Consider the following 14,109-nt stretch of genomic DNA (forward strand, 5'->3'; position numbering starts at 1 on the left):
AATCCCCCTGCTTCAGCTGGGGGAGGGTTCAAGTGTGTCTCCCTGTGGGTGGAAGCGGTCGTGGACAGCACGGTCATGGGTCAGCCGTGCAGTCCGCACTCGGTCTTGGCGCTGCCCGCCCAGCGGCCGGCGCGGGCGTCCTCGCCCTCCAGCAGGCGCCGGGTGCAGGGCGCGCAGCCCACCGAGCCGTAGCCGTCCATCAGCAACGGGTTGGTGAGCACGCCGTGTTCGGCGACGTAGGCGTCCACGTCGTCCTGGGTCCAGCGGGCGATCGGGGAGACCTTGACCTTCCGCCGCTTCTCGTCCCAGCCGACGACCGGCGTGTTCGCCCGGGTCGGGGACTCGTCGCGGCGCAGCCCGGTCGCCCAGGCCGTGTAGCCCTTCAAGCCCTCCTCCAGCGGCCGCACCTTGCGCAGCCGGCAGCACAGGTCCGGATCGCGGTCGTGCAGCCTCGGGCCGTACTCCGCGTCCTGCTCGGCGACGGTCCGCTCCGGGGTGAGGGTGATGACGTGGACGTCCATCACGGCCTCGACCGCGTCGCGGGTGCCGATGGTCTCCGGGAAGTGGTAGCCGGTGTCGAGGAACACCACGTCCACGCCCGGCATCGCACGGGAGGCGAGGTGGGCGACCACCGCGTCCTCCATGGAGGAGGTGACGCAGAACCTGCGGCCGAAGGCGCCGGCCGCCCACTGGAGGATCTCCAGCGCGGAGGCGTCCTCCAGGTCACGGCCCGCCTGTTCGGCCAGTTCCTTCAACTCGGCTTCTCCGGTTGCTTCCTGAGTGGCTGTCATATCCCCTCGTCCCCTTCGTGGCCGGCGCGCTGGCCGCCCCGGGCGAGCAGGCCGAGGAACTTCAGCCGGAAGGCCCGGTTGCATCCCGCGCACTCCCAGGCCCCGTGGCCCTCCTCGCTGGGACGCAGGTCCTCCTCGCCGCAGTACGGGCAGTAGAAGGGGGCGGCACGCTCGCTCATGACAGCTCCTTCTCGGACGCCCGCGCGGCCCAGGCGGCGAACCGCTCGCCGTCCTGGCGCTGCTCCTGGTAGCGGCTCAGGACCCGCTCGATGTAGTCGGGCAGCTCCGTGGCCGTCACCTTCAGACCGCGCACCTTGCGGCCGAAGCCGGGCTCCAGGCCCAGCGCGCCGCCCAGGTGCACCTGGTAGCCCTCGACCTGCTCGCCGCGGTCGTCGACGACCAACTGGCCCTTGAGGCCGATGTCCGCCACCTGGATACGGGCGCAGGCATTGGGGCAGCCGTTGAGGTTGATGGTGATCGGCTCGTCGAAGTCCGGCAGGCGGCGCTCGAGTTCGTCGATCAGCGAGGCGCCGCGCGCCTTGGTCTCGACGATGGCGAGCTTGCAGAACTCGATGCCGGTGCAGGCCATGGTGCCGCGCCGGAACGTGGACGGCCGGGCGGTGAGGTCCAGGGCCTCGAGACCGGCGACCAGCGAGTCGACCTGGTCCCCCTCGACGTCGAGGATGATCATCTTCTGCTCGACGGTGGTACGGACCCGCCCCGAGCCGTGCGCCTCGGCCAGATCGGCGATCTTCGTCAGGGTGGCGCCGTCGACGCGGCCGACCCGCGGGGCGAAACCGACGTAGTGCCGGCCGTCGTTCTGCCGGTGCACCCCGACGTGGTCGCGCCACCGCTGGACCGGCTCCTCGGGGGCGGGCCCGTCGACGAGCGGCCGCTTCAGGTACTCGTCCTCCAGTACCTGGCGGAACTTCTCCGCGCCCCAGTCGGCGACCAGGAACTTCAGCCGGGCCCGGTTGCGCAGCCGCCGGTAGCCGTAGTCGCGGAAGATCGACAGAACGCCCTCGTAGACGTCCGGGACCTCCTCCAGCGGCACCCAGGCGCCCAGCCGCACGCCCAGCTTGGGGTTGGTGGACAGACCGCCGCCGACCCACAGGTCGAAGCCGGGCCCGTGCTCGGGGTGGCGCACGCCCACGAACGCGACGTCGTTGATCTCGTGCACCACGTCGAGCAGCGGGGAGCCGGAGATGGCCGTCTTGAACTTCCGGGGCAGGTTCGAGTACGCCTTGTTGCCCAGGACGCGGCGCTGTATCTCCTCCAGCGCCGGGGTGGCGTCGATGATCTCGTCCTCGGCGATGCCGGCAACGGGGGAGCCGATCATCACGCGCGGGGTGTCGCCGCAGGCGGTGACCGTGGACAGGCCGACGGCCTCCAGGCGGTTCCAGATCTCCGGCACGTCCTCGATCCGGATCCAGTGGTACTGGATGTTCTGCCGGTCGGTGATGTCGGCGGTGCCGCGCGCGAACTCCTGCGAGACCTCGCCGATGACCCGCAGCTGCCGGGTGGTCAGCCGGCCGCCGTCGATGCGTACGCGCATCATGAAGTAGCGGTCGTCCAGCTCCTCCGGCTCCAGGATCGCGGTCTTGCCGCCGTCGATGCCGGGCTTGCGCTGGGTGTACAGGCCCCACCAGCGCATCCGGCCGCGCAGGTCGTTGGGGTCGATCGAGTCGAAACCGCGCTTGGAGTAGATGGTCTCAATACGTGTCCGCACATTGAGACCGTCGTCGTCCTTCTTGAACTGCTCGTTGCCGTTGAGCGGGGTCAGATGCCCCACGGCCCACTGTCCCTCGCCGCGGTGACGGCTCACCTTGCGGCCGGACGCGGCGGGGTTCTGCGAGGAGGCGGCCATGGTCGATACGTCCTTCGGGACAGCGGGAATGCGGCTCTGGACCTGCGCGGGTGCAGGCGCACGGGCAGACGCGCGGGCGGGCGCGTCAGTGCGCAGGGCGGGACAGCAGGTAAAGCGGTAAGAAAAGGGAAAACGGGAAAAGCCGGCGGCGCCGGGCTCGTGGCCGTCAGGCCACGGCGGGCGAGGTCAGCTCCCCGGACAGATGGCGCTGGACATGCGGCCGTGGTCGACGTGCCGTCGGCTCACCAAGGCGATTCCAGTTCCAGACATGCGGAAAGCCTGGCACGGAGATCTGGACAGCGTCCAGCATCGTCCGGCATGCGGACACCCCTGTCCCGTATTACGGGACAGGGGTGTCGTCCGGCGCATCGGCCGCCGTCATGCGCCCACTTGGAGCTCAGGCCGGGTACGCCCCCGGCCACGGTCCCGGGGTGGCCACTTCGTGCTCCTCCTCGACCTTGGTGTCGAAGAGCTTGAAGCCACGGCGCTGGTAGTTGTCCATCGCGTACTCGCCGTCCTTGCTGCACGTGTGCAGCCACACGCGCTTCGTCGGCGTCCACCCGGGCCGGCGGTCGGCCAGGTCCCAGGCGCGGGCGGTGCCGCAGGACAGCAGGTGGCCGCCGATCCGCCGGCCGCGGAAGGCCGCGATCAGCCCGAAGTACACGATCTCCACGACGCCCTCGTCCTGCGCCTCCAACTCGACATAGCCCGCCGGGGTGCCGCGGTCGTACGCCACCCACGTCTCGACACCCGGACGCTCCAGGTGCTCCCGCCACCGCGCGTACGACCAGCCGAGCCGGTCCGTCCAGCGGATGTCGCCGCCGACCGAGGCGTACAGGAACCGGCTGAACTCGGGGGAGGGGATCTCGGAGCGGACGACCCGTACGTCCCCCTCGGGCACTGCGGCCGGCAGGAGGTCGGTCGGGGAGGTCTGCTCCAGGGACCAGGTGGTCACGGCGATGCTCGTCATGCCGGTCAGGGAATCATCCGCGCCGCTCCGCTGTCGATCGGGGGTGCCGGGTCTCACTCGGGACGCTCCGGCGGCCCGGCGCGGCTGCCGTCCGCCAGCCCGGCGCGGCGCCCGTCCGTCTGCCTCCCGCGGCTCCCGTCCGTCGGCCTACCGCAGCTCCCGTTCGACCGCGGACAGCGGCAGCGCGAACAGCATCCGGCCCGACAGGGACCAGACGTCGCCGGTCTCCTGCCAGTAGGACAGGGAACCGGTGCCGTCGCCCCAGCAGCGGTGGGTGTCCTCGGCGCCGCAGGAGGCGGCGTTCGCGCCGCGCTCGTCCTGCCGCCACAGCGTGCCGTGGGTGCCCTCGTCCGCGGGGCGGCCCAGATACCAGTCCGGCGGCGCGAACGGCCCCGGGCGGTGCGACAGGACGCCCCGGACGTCCTCCGTCTTCGTCCCGTAGGCCTCGGTCGAGGTCACCGTGGCGCCGGAGTCCGTGGCCAGCAGACCGGAGCGGCCGGGGGCCCGGCTGAAGGAGTAGCGCCACAGACGCGTGTGGTGGCCGCCCTCCGCGGGCACGGCCTGGCTCGCGACCAGGCTGGCCGGCGCGGAACTGCGGTCCAGGGAGAGGCCGTCCGGGCAGGGCGCCGCGGACAGGTCGGCGCCGGCCTCCCGGACGCAGTTGCCGTCGGCCGGGCGGTACGAGGCGATCGCGGGGAGCACCCACCGGTAGCCGTGCGCCGACCAGCCGCCCGGTACCCGGCCCACCTCCTCGCCGCCCACCGTGGCGCGGTGGATGCGGCGCAGGTCGTAGACGTACAGCGCGTCGCGCTCGGCGCCGGAGGTGGTGACCAGCAGCTTGTCCCCGTACCAGACCATCCCCGACACCTGCGAGACGAGCCCGCGGAAGTCGCGTCCGCCGTCGACCGGGACGGCGAGCAGCACCCAGGTGTAGGTGAGGTGGCCGGGGTCGTCGGCGTCGACGAAGGCCACCCGGGCCAGACCGCGGCCGTCGTCGGCCTCGCGCGTCCAGCCGGAGAGGATCACCCGGTGGCCGCGCCACCGGCCGTCGCTCTCGGCGTCCCCCGAGGTGGTCACCGACTCCGGCCGCCACAGGGGGGTGGCGGAGTCGGCGGGGTCCCAGCAGTACGCGCGTGTGGCCGCCGGTTCGACGGGCAGCGCCTTCTTCTCCTCGGCGTCGCACTCGTCGGCGCCGCGCAGCGAGCGGTCGGCGCCGCCGAGCACCGTGCCGACACCGACCGGCCGGCCCATCGCCTTGGCGAGCCGGTCGAGGGACCGCTGGGGCACCGGCTGCTCGGTCAGCCGCAGCCGGTCGAGCTCGGCCGACGACGTGAGGGGCTTGAGGGCCCCGGGGTCGTCGGCGACCGTGGCCTGCGAGGTGCTGATCATCGTGGCGGCCGCGGTCAGCGCGAGGCCGGCCCCGGCCAGGGTGGCGCGCAGCGCCCTGCCCCGTCTGCGCCTGCGGTGTCTGCCGCGCTGCTTCATACAGCCCCCTTTTCAGGGCTCGGTCCGCCTCCGGGACGCAGGTTCCGCACACCCGGGCCAACTGCTACGGAAGGTCCGAGCGTTGACCGAGGAGCGGCTGGGGCGGCCCTGCGGCGATGCTACGGCAGTCCGGCCCGCGACAGGTCGAAGACCCTGCAAATATGCGGAAGATGCCACCGGCGGCCGAACCCTTGACCTAACGGCGGCCACCGGGGTCACTCACCCGCGCCACTCACGGCACGGTGACGACACGCTCCCCGCGAACGGCCGGCGCCGCCCGAACCGGCGCCGCCCGGACCGCCGGTGCCGTCGAGTGGGGGAGGAGGTCGGCAGGGTCGTCCGGCAGGAGCAGTTCGACGTCGGTGTCCTCGCGGAAGCGGTAGGGGCGGTGCTCGAGGAACGGGCCCAGATAGCGCCGCACCCGCGACATCTCGGCGCGCTCGGTCACCTTGCGGGCCGGATCGCCGAACACGGCCCCGGCGAGTTGCGAGGCGCTGCGGCCGGAGCGGTGCACGGCGAGCAGGTAGAGCAACTCGGCGTGGCGTGGACTCAGTTCATGAGCCCAGGAGTCCACGTCGTCCAGAACGGTCACCGAGCAGCGGCGCGGCCGGGTCAGGTCCAGCACGATCCGGGCGCCGTCGTACGGGGCAGGTTCCGCACCGGCCCGCACCAACCAGCCGTCCGCCAGCGGCTCCAGGCGGCACAGGCCGATCCCCGGCAGCCATACGGGGCCCGCCGAAGGGGACTTGGGCAGCGGGACCCGCGGCGTGTACGGCATTCCGGTCACCGCCGCCGTCCAGCCGTCCGCGTCCACCACCAGCACCCGGCCGCCCAGCCGGGCCAGCACCGGCGCCGCGACGGCCCGCAGCCGCTCCAGCGAGGCCATGTGCAGCTCCCGCAGCCTCGCCTCGGCCAGTTTGGCCACCGAGCCGACCCAGGCCAGCGAGGCCGGATGCATGGTCTCCAGCGGGCCGCTGACGTTGACCACGCCGAGCAGCCGCCCGTCACGGAGGTCCGTGACGGGCGCCCCGGCACAGGTCCACGAGGCGTGCGCCCGCAGGAAGTGCTCGGAGCCGAAGACCTGCACCGGCCGGCGCAGCACCACCACCATGCCCACCCCGTTGCTGCCGGCCACGTCCTCCCGCCAGTCGGCGCCGACCTCGAAGCCCAGCCCGTCGGCCCGGCGCAGCACCCGCGCACCGCCCTCCCGCCACAGCACCCGCGCACCGCCCTCCCGCCACAGCACCCGGCCCTCCGCGTCGGCGACCACGGCGACATGCGGGGCGGCGTCCCCGGCCGGCAACAGCCCCTCCCACAGCGCGGACAGCGCATGCCGCAGCGGGGACGCCTCCTGCCGCCGCTTCACCTCCTCGCGGGCCAACAGCCCGCAGCGGGCGTCCTGCTCGGGGTCGAGACCGCCGCGCAGCAGCCGCTCCCAGGACTGTCCGATCACCGGACGCGGTGCCACCCGTGCCCGCTGCCCGGCGAGCGTCGCCGCGCGGGTCTCGTCGAGCACCCGTGCCGCCTGCGCCGGACCGACGGCGACGAGCCCCGCCACGTCCACCGGCTCCTTCGCCACTGCGTCCTCCCATGAAAGAGGTCGGGGCAACCGCCTTCCCCACGGCGCCGGGGCCATGCCCCCGGCCGCCCTGTCCACCGTGCCGACCGGCCGTGCCGGAAGGCCGCGGTCCGCTCACGCGGACCCGCATGTTGCAACCCCTCGCAACCCTGGTGAACCGCTGTGAGTTCATTGAAGATTGTTCAACGCCGCCGCGTGCGGCGCCACGGCCTGGAACGGGCCGGGAAGCGGGGGTGGTGCCGTGTCGGCGCAGCACCACCCCCGCATCAGTGCGCGGGGCGTGCCCGTTCGACCACCGCCGCCAGGTTCAGCGTGTGCGGCAGCGTCCCGAACGTCGCCCCCCACTCGCCGCCCAGCCGTGAGGCGCAGAACGCGTCGGCGACGTCCGGCGGCGCGAACCGGACCAGCAGCGCTCCCTGGAGCACCAGCGCCAGCCGTTCGGCCAGCCGCCGGGCCCGGGCCTCCATGCCCTCCAGATCGGCGAGTTCGGTGAGGAGCTGCTTGATCGCCGCGTCGAGACGGTGGTCGGCGCCGCGCGCCCGACCCACCTCCCGCAGATAGGCGTCGAGCGCGCCCGGCTCCCGCGTCAGCGCCCGCAGCACGTCCAGCGCCTGCACGTTCCCGGCGCCCTCCCAGATCGAGTTGAGCGGCGACTCGCGCACCAGGCGGGGCATTCCGGACTCCTCCACGTACCCGTTGCCGCCCAGGCACTCGGAGGCCTCCACCGTCAGCGGCGCGCACCGCTTGGTGACCCAGTACTTGGCGGCCGGCACCGCGATCCGCAGCAGCGCCCGCTCCTGCTCGTCCCCGTCGTCGCAGGCGGCCGCCAGGCGCAGCGCGAGCGTCGTCGCCGCCTCCGACTCCAGCGCGAGGTCGGCCAGCACGTTGCGCATCAGCGGCTTGTCGACGAGCCTGCCGCCGAACGCCTCGCGGTGCTCGCAGTGGTGCACCGCCTGCGCCACCGCCTGCCGCATCAGACCCGCAGAGCCGAGCACGCAGTCAAGCCGGGTCGCCGCGACCATGTCGATGATGGTGCGCACCCCGCGCCCCTCCTCGCCGACCCGGCGCGCCCAGGTCCCGTCGAACTCGACCTCGGCGGAGGCGTTCGACCGGTTGCCCAGCTTGTCCTTGAGCCGCTGGAGCAGGAACACGTTGCGCGTGCCGTCGGGCAGCACCCGCGGCACCAGGAAGCAGGTGAGCCCGCCGGGCGCCTGCGCCAGCACCAGGAACCCGTCCGACATCGGCGCCGAGCAGAACCACTTGTGCCCGGTCAGCTCGTAGGTGCCGTCCTCGGCGAGCGGCCTGGCCGCGGTGGTGCCCGCCCGGACGTCGCTGCCGCCCTGCTTCTCGGTCATGCCCATCCCGAACAGCGCCCCGGCCTTCAGGTGCGGGGGCCGCAGTTCGCGCTCGTAGATCACGGACGTCAGCCGCGGCTCCCACTCGGCGGCCAGTTCCGGGTCGGTGCGCAGCGCGGGCACGGCCGCGTGGGTCATCGACAGCGGGCAGCAGGTGCCGGCCTCGATCTGCGTCCACATCAGGAAGGCGGCGGCCCGCCGCACATGTCCGGCCGGGCGGTTCCAGGCCGCGGTCAGCCCGGCCGAGACGCCCTTGCCGAGGAGCCGGTGCCAGGCCGGGTGGAACTCGACCTCGTCGACGCGGTGGCCGTAGCGGTCGTGGGTGCGCAGCCGCGGCGGGTTCTCGTTGGCCTGCGCTCCCCACTCCTGGACCTGCGCCGATCCGGCGGCCTGCCCGAGTGCCGTCAGTTCCCCGCGCACCTCGTCGAGCAGCCCCGGCTCCACGTGCCGTCCGACCGCCTCGGCCAGGGCCCGGTCGGCGGCGAAGACGTCGTAGCCGACCAGCGGCGGCGGCTGGTTGGTCACGGTGTGCGTGCTGGATGCCATGGAACGGAACCTACCGCGCGGTACGGCCGCGGGCATCACACGGACGCCGGGCATCCCTGGGGCCCTGCCTGGTGGCCGACCCCCTGGCGGGTGAGGGTGCGGGGGACCGACGGAGATACCTTTGGGTCGTGCAGCAGTCAGCCAGCGAATCCTCCGAAAGGCCCTCCGGCCGCCTCCACCGGGCACGAGCCCTCTACCGGAACGTATCCAAACGCAGGACCGCCTGGCTGCTGCTGAAGGACACGGTCAACTCGTGCATGGAATACCGGATCCTGGGTCTGGCGGCCGAGGCGGCGTTCTTCTCCCTGCTCTCCGTGCCGCCGCTGCTGCTGAGCCTGATCGGACTGCTCTTCTACGTCGACTCCTGGACCGGCGCGCACACCATCGCGAGCCTGGAGCGCAACATCCTGGACGCCTCCCGCACGGTCCTGTCCGACCAGGGCGTCAAGGAGATCACCGAGCCGATCCTGCGGGACGTCATGCAGGGCGGCCGGCCGGACGTGATCTCCATCGGGTTCGTGTTCGCGCTGTGGTCGGGCTCGCGCGCGGTGAACGTCTTCATCGACACGATCACCGTCATGTACGGCCTCGACGGCGTGCGAGGCATCGTCAAGACCCGACTGCTGGCCTTCGGGCTGTTCATCGTGGCCCTGCTGATCGGTTCGATCGCGCTGCCGCTGATGGTCGCCGGCCCGGACGCGGTGGTACGGATCGTGCCGTGGTCGACGACGGTCGTCCAGATCCTGTACTGGCCGGTCGTCATCGTGCTGTCCGTCGTCTTCCTGACCACGCTGTACCACGTGTCCGTGCCGGTGCGCTCCGCGTGGATCGAGGACGTGCCCGGCGCGCTGGTCGCCCTCGCCATGTGGGTGGTGTGCAGCTTCCTGCTGCGCATCTACCTGACCAGCACCGTGGAGGGCCCGACCATCTACGGCTCGCTGGCCGCGCCCGTCGCCGTGCTGCTGTGGATCGGTGTGTCCGCGTTCGCGGTGCTCGTCGGGGCGGCGGTCAACGCCGCCATCGACCGGGTCTGGCCGACCGCCGGCACGGCCTCGGCCCGCGCCGCCAACGAGCGGGTGCGCGACGCGCAGATCGCCGAGTACGTCGCCCGCGCCGCCGCGACCCGCGACAACGAGCCCGACGACCCGGAGGACCCCGACATGCCCGCGGAGTTCCCCGAACGCTGGTCACGCTTCCTGCCCCCGGAGGACGTGACGGCCCGCCTGCGCTCCCACGTGCGGTCCACACACGCGCGCAGCCCGCACAAGGACGACCAGAACGGCCCGTCGAAGGGGTGACGTACCGCCCTCCGGTGCCGTGCGGGCCCGGGGGCGTGGGGTCGTCCGGTGCGGGGCCCGGGGCGTAGGGTCGTCCGCCATGGGTCGCCGACTTCTCGTCCACACGCGTACCGCCGACTACCGCCACGAGTCCATCCCGGACGCCGTCGCCGCGCTGCGCGCCCTCGGCGGGTTCGACGTCGAGCACACCGAGGACCCGGAGGCACTCGCCCGGCCCCTGGAGCGGTTCGCCGCCGTCGTCTTCCTCTCCACCAGCGGCGAGGTGCTCACCCCCGAAGGCCGGGAGCGCCTCGCGGCGTACGTCGAGCAGGGCGGCGGCTTCGTCGGTGTGCACGCGGCGGCCTGCACGGAGTACGACTGGCCCCACTACGGCGAACTGCTCGGCGCCCGGTTCGCCCGGCACCCGGAGTACCAGCCGGGCCGGGTCCTGGTCGAGGACCCGGACCATCCGGCCATCCGGCACCTGCCCGCCGAGTGGGCCTTCACCGACGAGTGGTACGACTTCCGCACCAACCCGCGCGGCACCGTACGGGTCCTGGCCCGCGCCGACGAGTCGTCGTACCGCGGCGGCGGCATGGGCGCCGACCACCCCCTGGTGTGGTGCCGCGAACAGGGCCGGGGCCGCGTCTTCTACACGGCCCTCGGCCACGCCTCCGAGGCCTACGCGGACCCGGACTTCCGCGCCCATCTGCGCGGCGGCATCGAGTGGGCGGCGGGGCTCGCGGCCGGCTGAGGCGCGGCCGAGGGCCTGGCGGTCGTCGCTACGGCGCCGTGCTGTCCGCCGGGCCGTGCGCGTGCCCGTCCGCGGCGCCCTGCGCGCCGTCCTCGCCCGGCAGCAGGACCGTCGCGAGGATGCGCCGCCTGCGTCCCGGGCCGGGCGGCAGGGCCAGGCGGGGCTGGAGCACCCGGACCAGGTCGTTCAGCATGGCGGCGTACTCCGCGTCGTCGAGCCACATCCCGGCCAGGTTGTACGTGGCTCCGTCCCGGACCGGGTCGGCGTCCTCGCGGGCGAGGTAGCGGTCGGCGTCGTCGAGGAGGCCCGCGACGAACGCCATGAAGGCGTTGCGGTGGTCGTCGGGGCTCATCCGTGCGACCTCGTCCGCGGACATCTTCGCCGCGGCGGCCCGCAGCACGTACGTGCGCTCCACGGCGCCCCGTACCTGCCGTTCCGCCACGACCATCAGCACACCGGCGTCCACCAGGCGGGCCACATGGCGGTACAGGCTGGTGGAGGGCACGTCGGACAGTTCCTCCCTGAGCGCGCCGGTGGTCAGCGCCCGATCGCCGAGGAAGGCCTGCACGATCCGCAGCCGGACCGGATGGAGGAGGAGATCAGCGGTGGTCACGACGTCACCCTAGTAGTCGTATCTTCCCGGCGTTGGTAATGTTCCCATTGCTGGGATTGATCGGTCGTCGGATCGATCCGGTATCCCGTCTGTGAACGCCGTGAACGCCGTGACCGCCCTTCGACAAGGAACCTCCCGTGCTGGCCGACTCCTTCCCCGCGTCGTCCCCCACCCCGTGGATGGCGATCGTGCCGCTGGTGGCGCTAGTCCCCGCCGTCTACTGCATGATCGACATCTCGCGGCACCCCGACACCAGGCAGCTCTCGCCCCAGGCGTGGCTGGCCCTCTGCGCCTTCGGCAACGTGTTCGGCCTGGCCGCCTATCTCAGGTTCGGCCGCAGCGAGAACCGGTAGCGGTCCACCGGGCGGCGATGCCGGCGGCCCGCGCGCCGGAATACCGGAGGACGACAGGACGCTTCCCGGATACCGGTGCCGGACGTGGCGAAGGGCTGGTGGACGCATGACGGCCGACAGAGCCGACAGAGCCGAAAGATCGGACCCCGTGGTCACCACCCCCTACGGGGCGGTGCGAGGCAGGCATGAGCATGGTGTGGCCGTGTTCCGCGGCATTCCGTACGCCGCGCCCCCCTTCGGCCCCCGGCGGTTCCGGCCGCCGGTGCCGCCCGAACCCTGGGACGGCGTGCGCGACGCCGCCTCCTTCGGCCCGACCGCGCCGAAGCCCCCGTACTCCGAGGCCTTCGCCCGCTGCCTGTCCGACCCGGTCGTCCCCGGCGACGACTGCCTCAACCTCAACGTATGGACACCCGACCCGGACCCCGGCGCCCGGCTCCCCGTCATGGTGTGGCTGCACGGCGGCGCGCTGACCCGCGGCTCCTCCGCCGTGCCCGTGTACGACGGGCGGGCCTTCGCCCGTGACGGCGTAGTCCTCGTGTCCGTCAACTACCGGCTCGGCGTCGAGGGCTACGGACTCTTCCCGGACGCCCCCGCCAACTCCGGCCTGCGCGACCAGCTCGCCGCTCTGCGCTGGGTCCACGAGTCGATCGGGGCCTTCGGCGGCGACCCGGACCGGATCACCCTGTGCGGCCAGTCGGCCGGAGCCATCAGCATCGGCGCCCTGATCGCCGCCCCGCAGGCCCAGGGCCTGTTCCGGCGCGCGGTCCTGCAGAGCGGGCCGCCGGAGGCCGCCGACCGCGGCAGCGTACGGCGGATGGTGCGCCGCATGGCGGCCCGGCTGAAGGTGCCCGCCACCGCGGAGGCGTTCGCCGCCGTCGACCGGAACCTGCTGCTGCGCACGCAGGCCGAGGTCGGCCGGCTCAGCAGCCCGGTCCTCGGCGGACCCGCCTTCGGCATCGTCGTGGACGGCGACCTCGTCCCGCGCGACCCGCTCCAGGCCCTGGTGGAGGGCGACGTGGCACGGGGAGCGGACCTCCTCATGGGCTGGACCAGCGACGAGTACCGGCTGTGGCTGGTCCCCGGCGGGCTGCTGGAGCGCGTCGACCGGCTCGGCGCGGTCGCGCTGGCCGGCGCGATGGCCCGCTGTCGCTGCGGGCACGAGGTGGTCCGCGGCTACCGTGCGCTGCGCCCCGGCGCCGGCACCGCCGAGATCGTCGGCCAGATGGTCACCGACCACCTGCTGCGCCGCCCACTGCACCGGCTGGCCGACGCGCGCTCCGGCTCGGCGTACGTGTACGAGTTCGCCTGGCCCTCGCTGCTGCCCGGCCTCGGCGCCTGCCACGCCCTGGAACTCGGCTTCGTCTTCGACACCGGCGACACCCCGGACTCCCGCAGACTCGCGGGCGAGGGCGCCCCGCGGGAGCTGGCCGACGCCCTGCACACGGCCTGGGTCCGCTTCGCCGCCGACGGCGACCCCGGCTGGCAGCCCTGGGACGCCACCCACCCCGTCCGCGTCTTCGGTGACGGCCCCGCACACACGAGCCACGGCCCACGCGACGCCGAACTCGCCCTGTGGACGGCGCCTCCCGAGCCGCCCCCCGCTCCCGAGGGCACCCGGCCCCGCGCCGGGGAACTCCGAGCGGTCGTACGCCGCCTGCGCCGCGCGGGGGGTGTGGGCGGGCGCTGAGGAGCCCCTGCTCGGGGGGAGCCGTGTCCGGAACCGGGCGGGCCCGGCACGACCGGCCTGCCGACAGCGACCGGGTGGGTTCCGTGTCGTCCTGGGGCCGCGCCCGGTATGAACCGCCTGACAACTGGGCGGGCGTTGAACGGGGCGCGGTGGTGTGCCTCCCACGGGTTCGACAGCATGCGGGCCACCGCCGTGTCCCGCCGGCCCGCAACCAGGGCCCGCCCGAATGGGCAGGCCCTGGTCCGGGACGTCAGCGGATCACGGCGAGGGACTCACCGTTGTGCGGTCCGTCGGCTCCTGCGAGGCACCAGCCGTTGAGGGCCGGGCCGGGGGCGCGGTAGGCCTCGCTGCGTTCTTCAGGTCCCACGGACCCGTTGTCGGCACCGACTCGCTCAAACCGCCGGCCGGAGTCAGCGCCAGTTCACGCCAGTAGTAGGTCCCGTCACAGATCGTGTCGGTCCTGATCAGCGTGGTCGTCGTGCGCTGGTCGACGCTGGGCGAGTGCGCTCCGGGTGCGGTGAGGCGCAGCCGGACGGTGACGGTGCGAGCTCCCACGTCGCTCGGGAGGAAGACGTGGGTACTCAGAAGCGACGCCGGCTGGAGTGTCCCGCGGGCGCAGTGGCTTGCGGCGCACAGATGGAAGGTGCCGCCCGCGAGATCCGGGTAGTCGGCCCTCAGCAGGCGCACGTTCACGGAAGAGCCGGCCTGGACCACCGTGCAGGAACTTCTTGTTCCGCATGCGGAGGTCAGCATGAGAACTCCGCATGCGGCCAGTAGCGCAGTGCTCTTAGCAGCGGTCACCACTTCTTCACTCCTCCGGGGAGGGCCTTCT

At 73.2% G+C, this 14,109-nt stretch carries 12 protein-coding genes; 4 read left to right on the top strand and 8 right to left on the bottom strand.

Annotated elements, in window-relative coordinates:
• Positions 1–80: 80 nt before the first annotated feature.
• The 7 genes from OIE49_RS28075 to OIE49_RS28105 all read right to left on the bottom strand — a co-directional run bounded on the left by OIE49_RS28075 (position 81) and on the right by OIE49_RS28105 (position 8,593).
• A complete protein-coding gene (locus OIE49_RS28075; RefSeq protein WP_326804697.1) occupies positions 81–791 on the bottom strand; it encodes a phosphoadenylyl-sulfate reductase in 711 nt (236 codons plus the stop codon).
• Positions 788–970, bottom strand: a complete 183-nt coding sequence (locus tag OIE49_RS28080) for a hypothetical protein (protein ID WP_326804698.1) — start codon at positions 968–970, stop codon at positions 788–790. Before OIE49_RS28080 ends, OIE49_RS28075 begins: the two co-directional genes overlap by 4 nt.
• The gene (locus OIE49_RS28085) at positions 967–2,658 is read right to left on the bottom strand and encodes a nitrite/sulfite reductase (protein ID WP_326804699.1); all 1,692 of its coding nucleotides are present in this window, start codon (positions 2,656–2,658) and stop codon (positions 967–969) included. Before OIE49_RS28085 ends, OIE49_RS28080 begins: the two co-directional genes overlap by 4 nt.
• A gap of 397 nt (positions 2,659–3,055) precedes the next feature.
• Positions 3,056–3,628: a GNAT family N-acetyltransferase gene (locus OIE49_RS28090; RefSeq protein ID WP_326804700.1), complete on the bottom strand. Its 573-nt coding sequence runs from the start codon at positions 3,626–3,628 to the stop codon at positions 3,056–3,058.
• A gap of 147 nt (positions 3,629–3,775) precedes the next feature.
• Positions 3,776–5,113 carry a hypothetical protein gene (locus OIE49_RS28095; protein WP_326804701.1) on the bottom strand — a complete coding sequence of 446 codons (1,338 nt, stop codon included), beginning with the start codon at positions 5,111–5,113 and terminating at the stop codon, positions 3,776–3,778.
• 232 nt (positions 5,114–5,345) lie between these two features.
• Complete coding sequence (locus tag OIE49_RS28100) at positions 5,346–6,692, bottom strand: GAF domain-containing protein (RefSeq protein ID WP_326804702.1); 1,347 nt, start codon at positions 6,690–6,692, stop codon at positions 5,346–5,348.
• A 266-nt stretch (positions 6,693–6,958) separates the two neighbouring features.
• Complete coding sequence (locus tag OIE49_RS28105; RefSeq protein ID WP_326804703.1) at positions 6,959–8,593, bottom strand: acyl-CoA dehydrogenase family protein; 1,635 nt, start codon at positions 8,591–8,593, stop codon at positions 6,959–6,961.
• A gap of 257 nt (positions 8,594–8,850) precedes the next feature.
• Between OIE49_RS28105 and OIE49_RS28110 the strand changes: the two genes are divergently transcribed.
• Together OIE49_RS28110 and OIE49_RS28115 are read left to right on the top strand one after the other, a co-directional pair.
• The gene (locus OIE49_RS28110; RefSeq protein WP_326806346.1) at positions 8,851–9,891 is read left to right on the top strand and encodes a YihY/virulence factor BrkB family protein; all 1,041 of its coding nucleotides are present in this window, start codon (positions 8,851–8,853) and stop codon (positions 9,889–9,891) included.
• Positions 9,892–9,970: 79 nt separating this feature from the next.
• Positions 9,971–10,624, top strand: coding sequence for a ThuA domain-containing protein (locus tag OIE49_RS28115; protein ID WP_326804704.1), 654 nt, complete (start codon positions 9,971–9,973; stop codon positions 10,622–10,624).
• Positions 10,625–10,652: 28 nt separating this feature from the next.
• Here OIE49_RS28115 and OIE49_RS28120 read toward each other — a convergent pair whose 3' ends face one another.
• Entirely contained in the window at positions 10,653–11,237 is a 585-nt protein-coding gene (locus tag OIE49_RS28120; protein WP_326804705.1) for a helix-turn-helix domain-containing protein, read from the bottom strand.
• A gap of 137 nt (positions 11,238–11,374) precedes the next feature.
• On the opposite strand from OIE49_RS28120, the gene OIE49_RS28125 reads away from it, so the two are divergent.
• Together OIE49_RS28125 and OIE49_RS28130 are read left to right on the top strand one after the other, a co-directional pair.
• Positions 11,375–11,590 carry a PLDc N-terminal domain-containing protein gene (locus tag OIE49_RS28125; protein WP_326804706.1) on the top strand — a complete coding sequence of 72 codons (216 nt, stop codon included), beginning with the start codon at positions 11,375–11,377 and terminating at the stop codon, positions 11,588–11,590.
• A gap of 106 nt (positions 11,591–11,696) precedes the next feature.
• Positions 11,697–13,277 carry a carboxylesterase/lipase family protein gene (locus OIE49_RS28130; protein WP_326804707.1) on the top strand — a complete coding sequence of 527 codons (1,581 nt, stop codon included), beginning with the start codon at positions 11,697–11,699 and terminating at the stop codon, positions 13,275–13,277.
• The last annotated feature ends 832 nt before the right edge of the window (positions 13,278–14,109 follow it).

Origin of the sequence: Streptomyces sp. NBC_01788 (assembly GCF_035917575.1) — a bacterium.
In the GTDB taxonomy this organism is placed as follows: Bacteria; Actinomycetota; Actinomycetes; order Streptomycetales; family Streptomycetaceae; genus Streptomyces.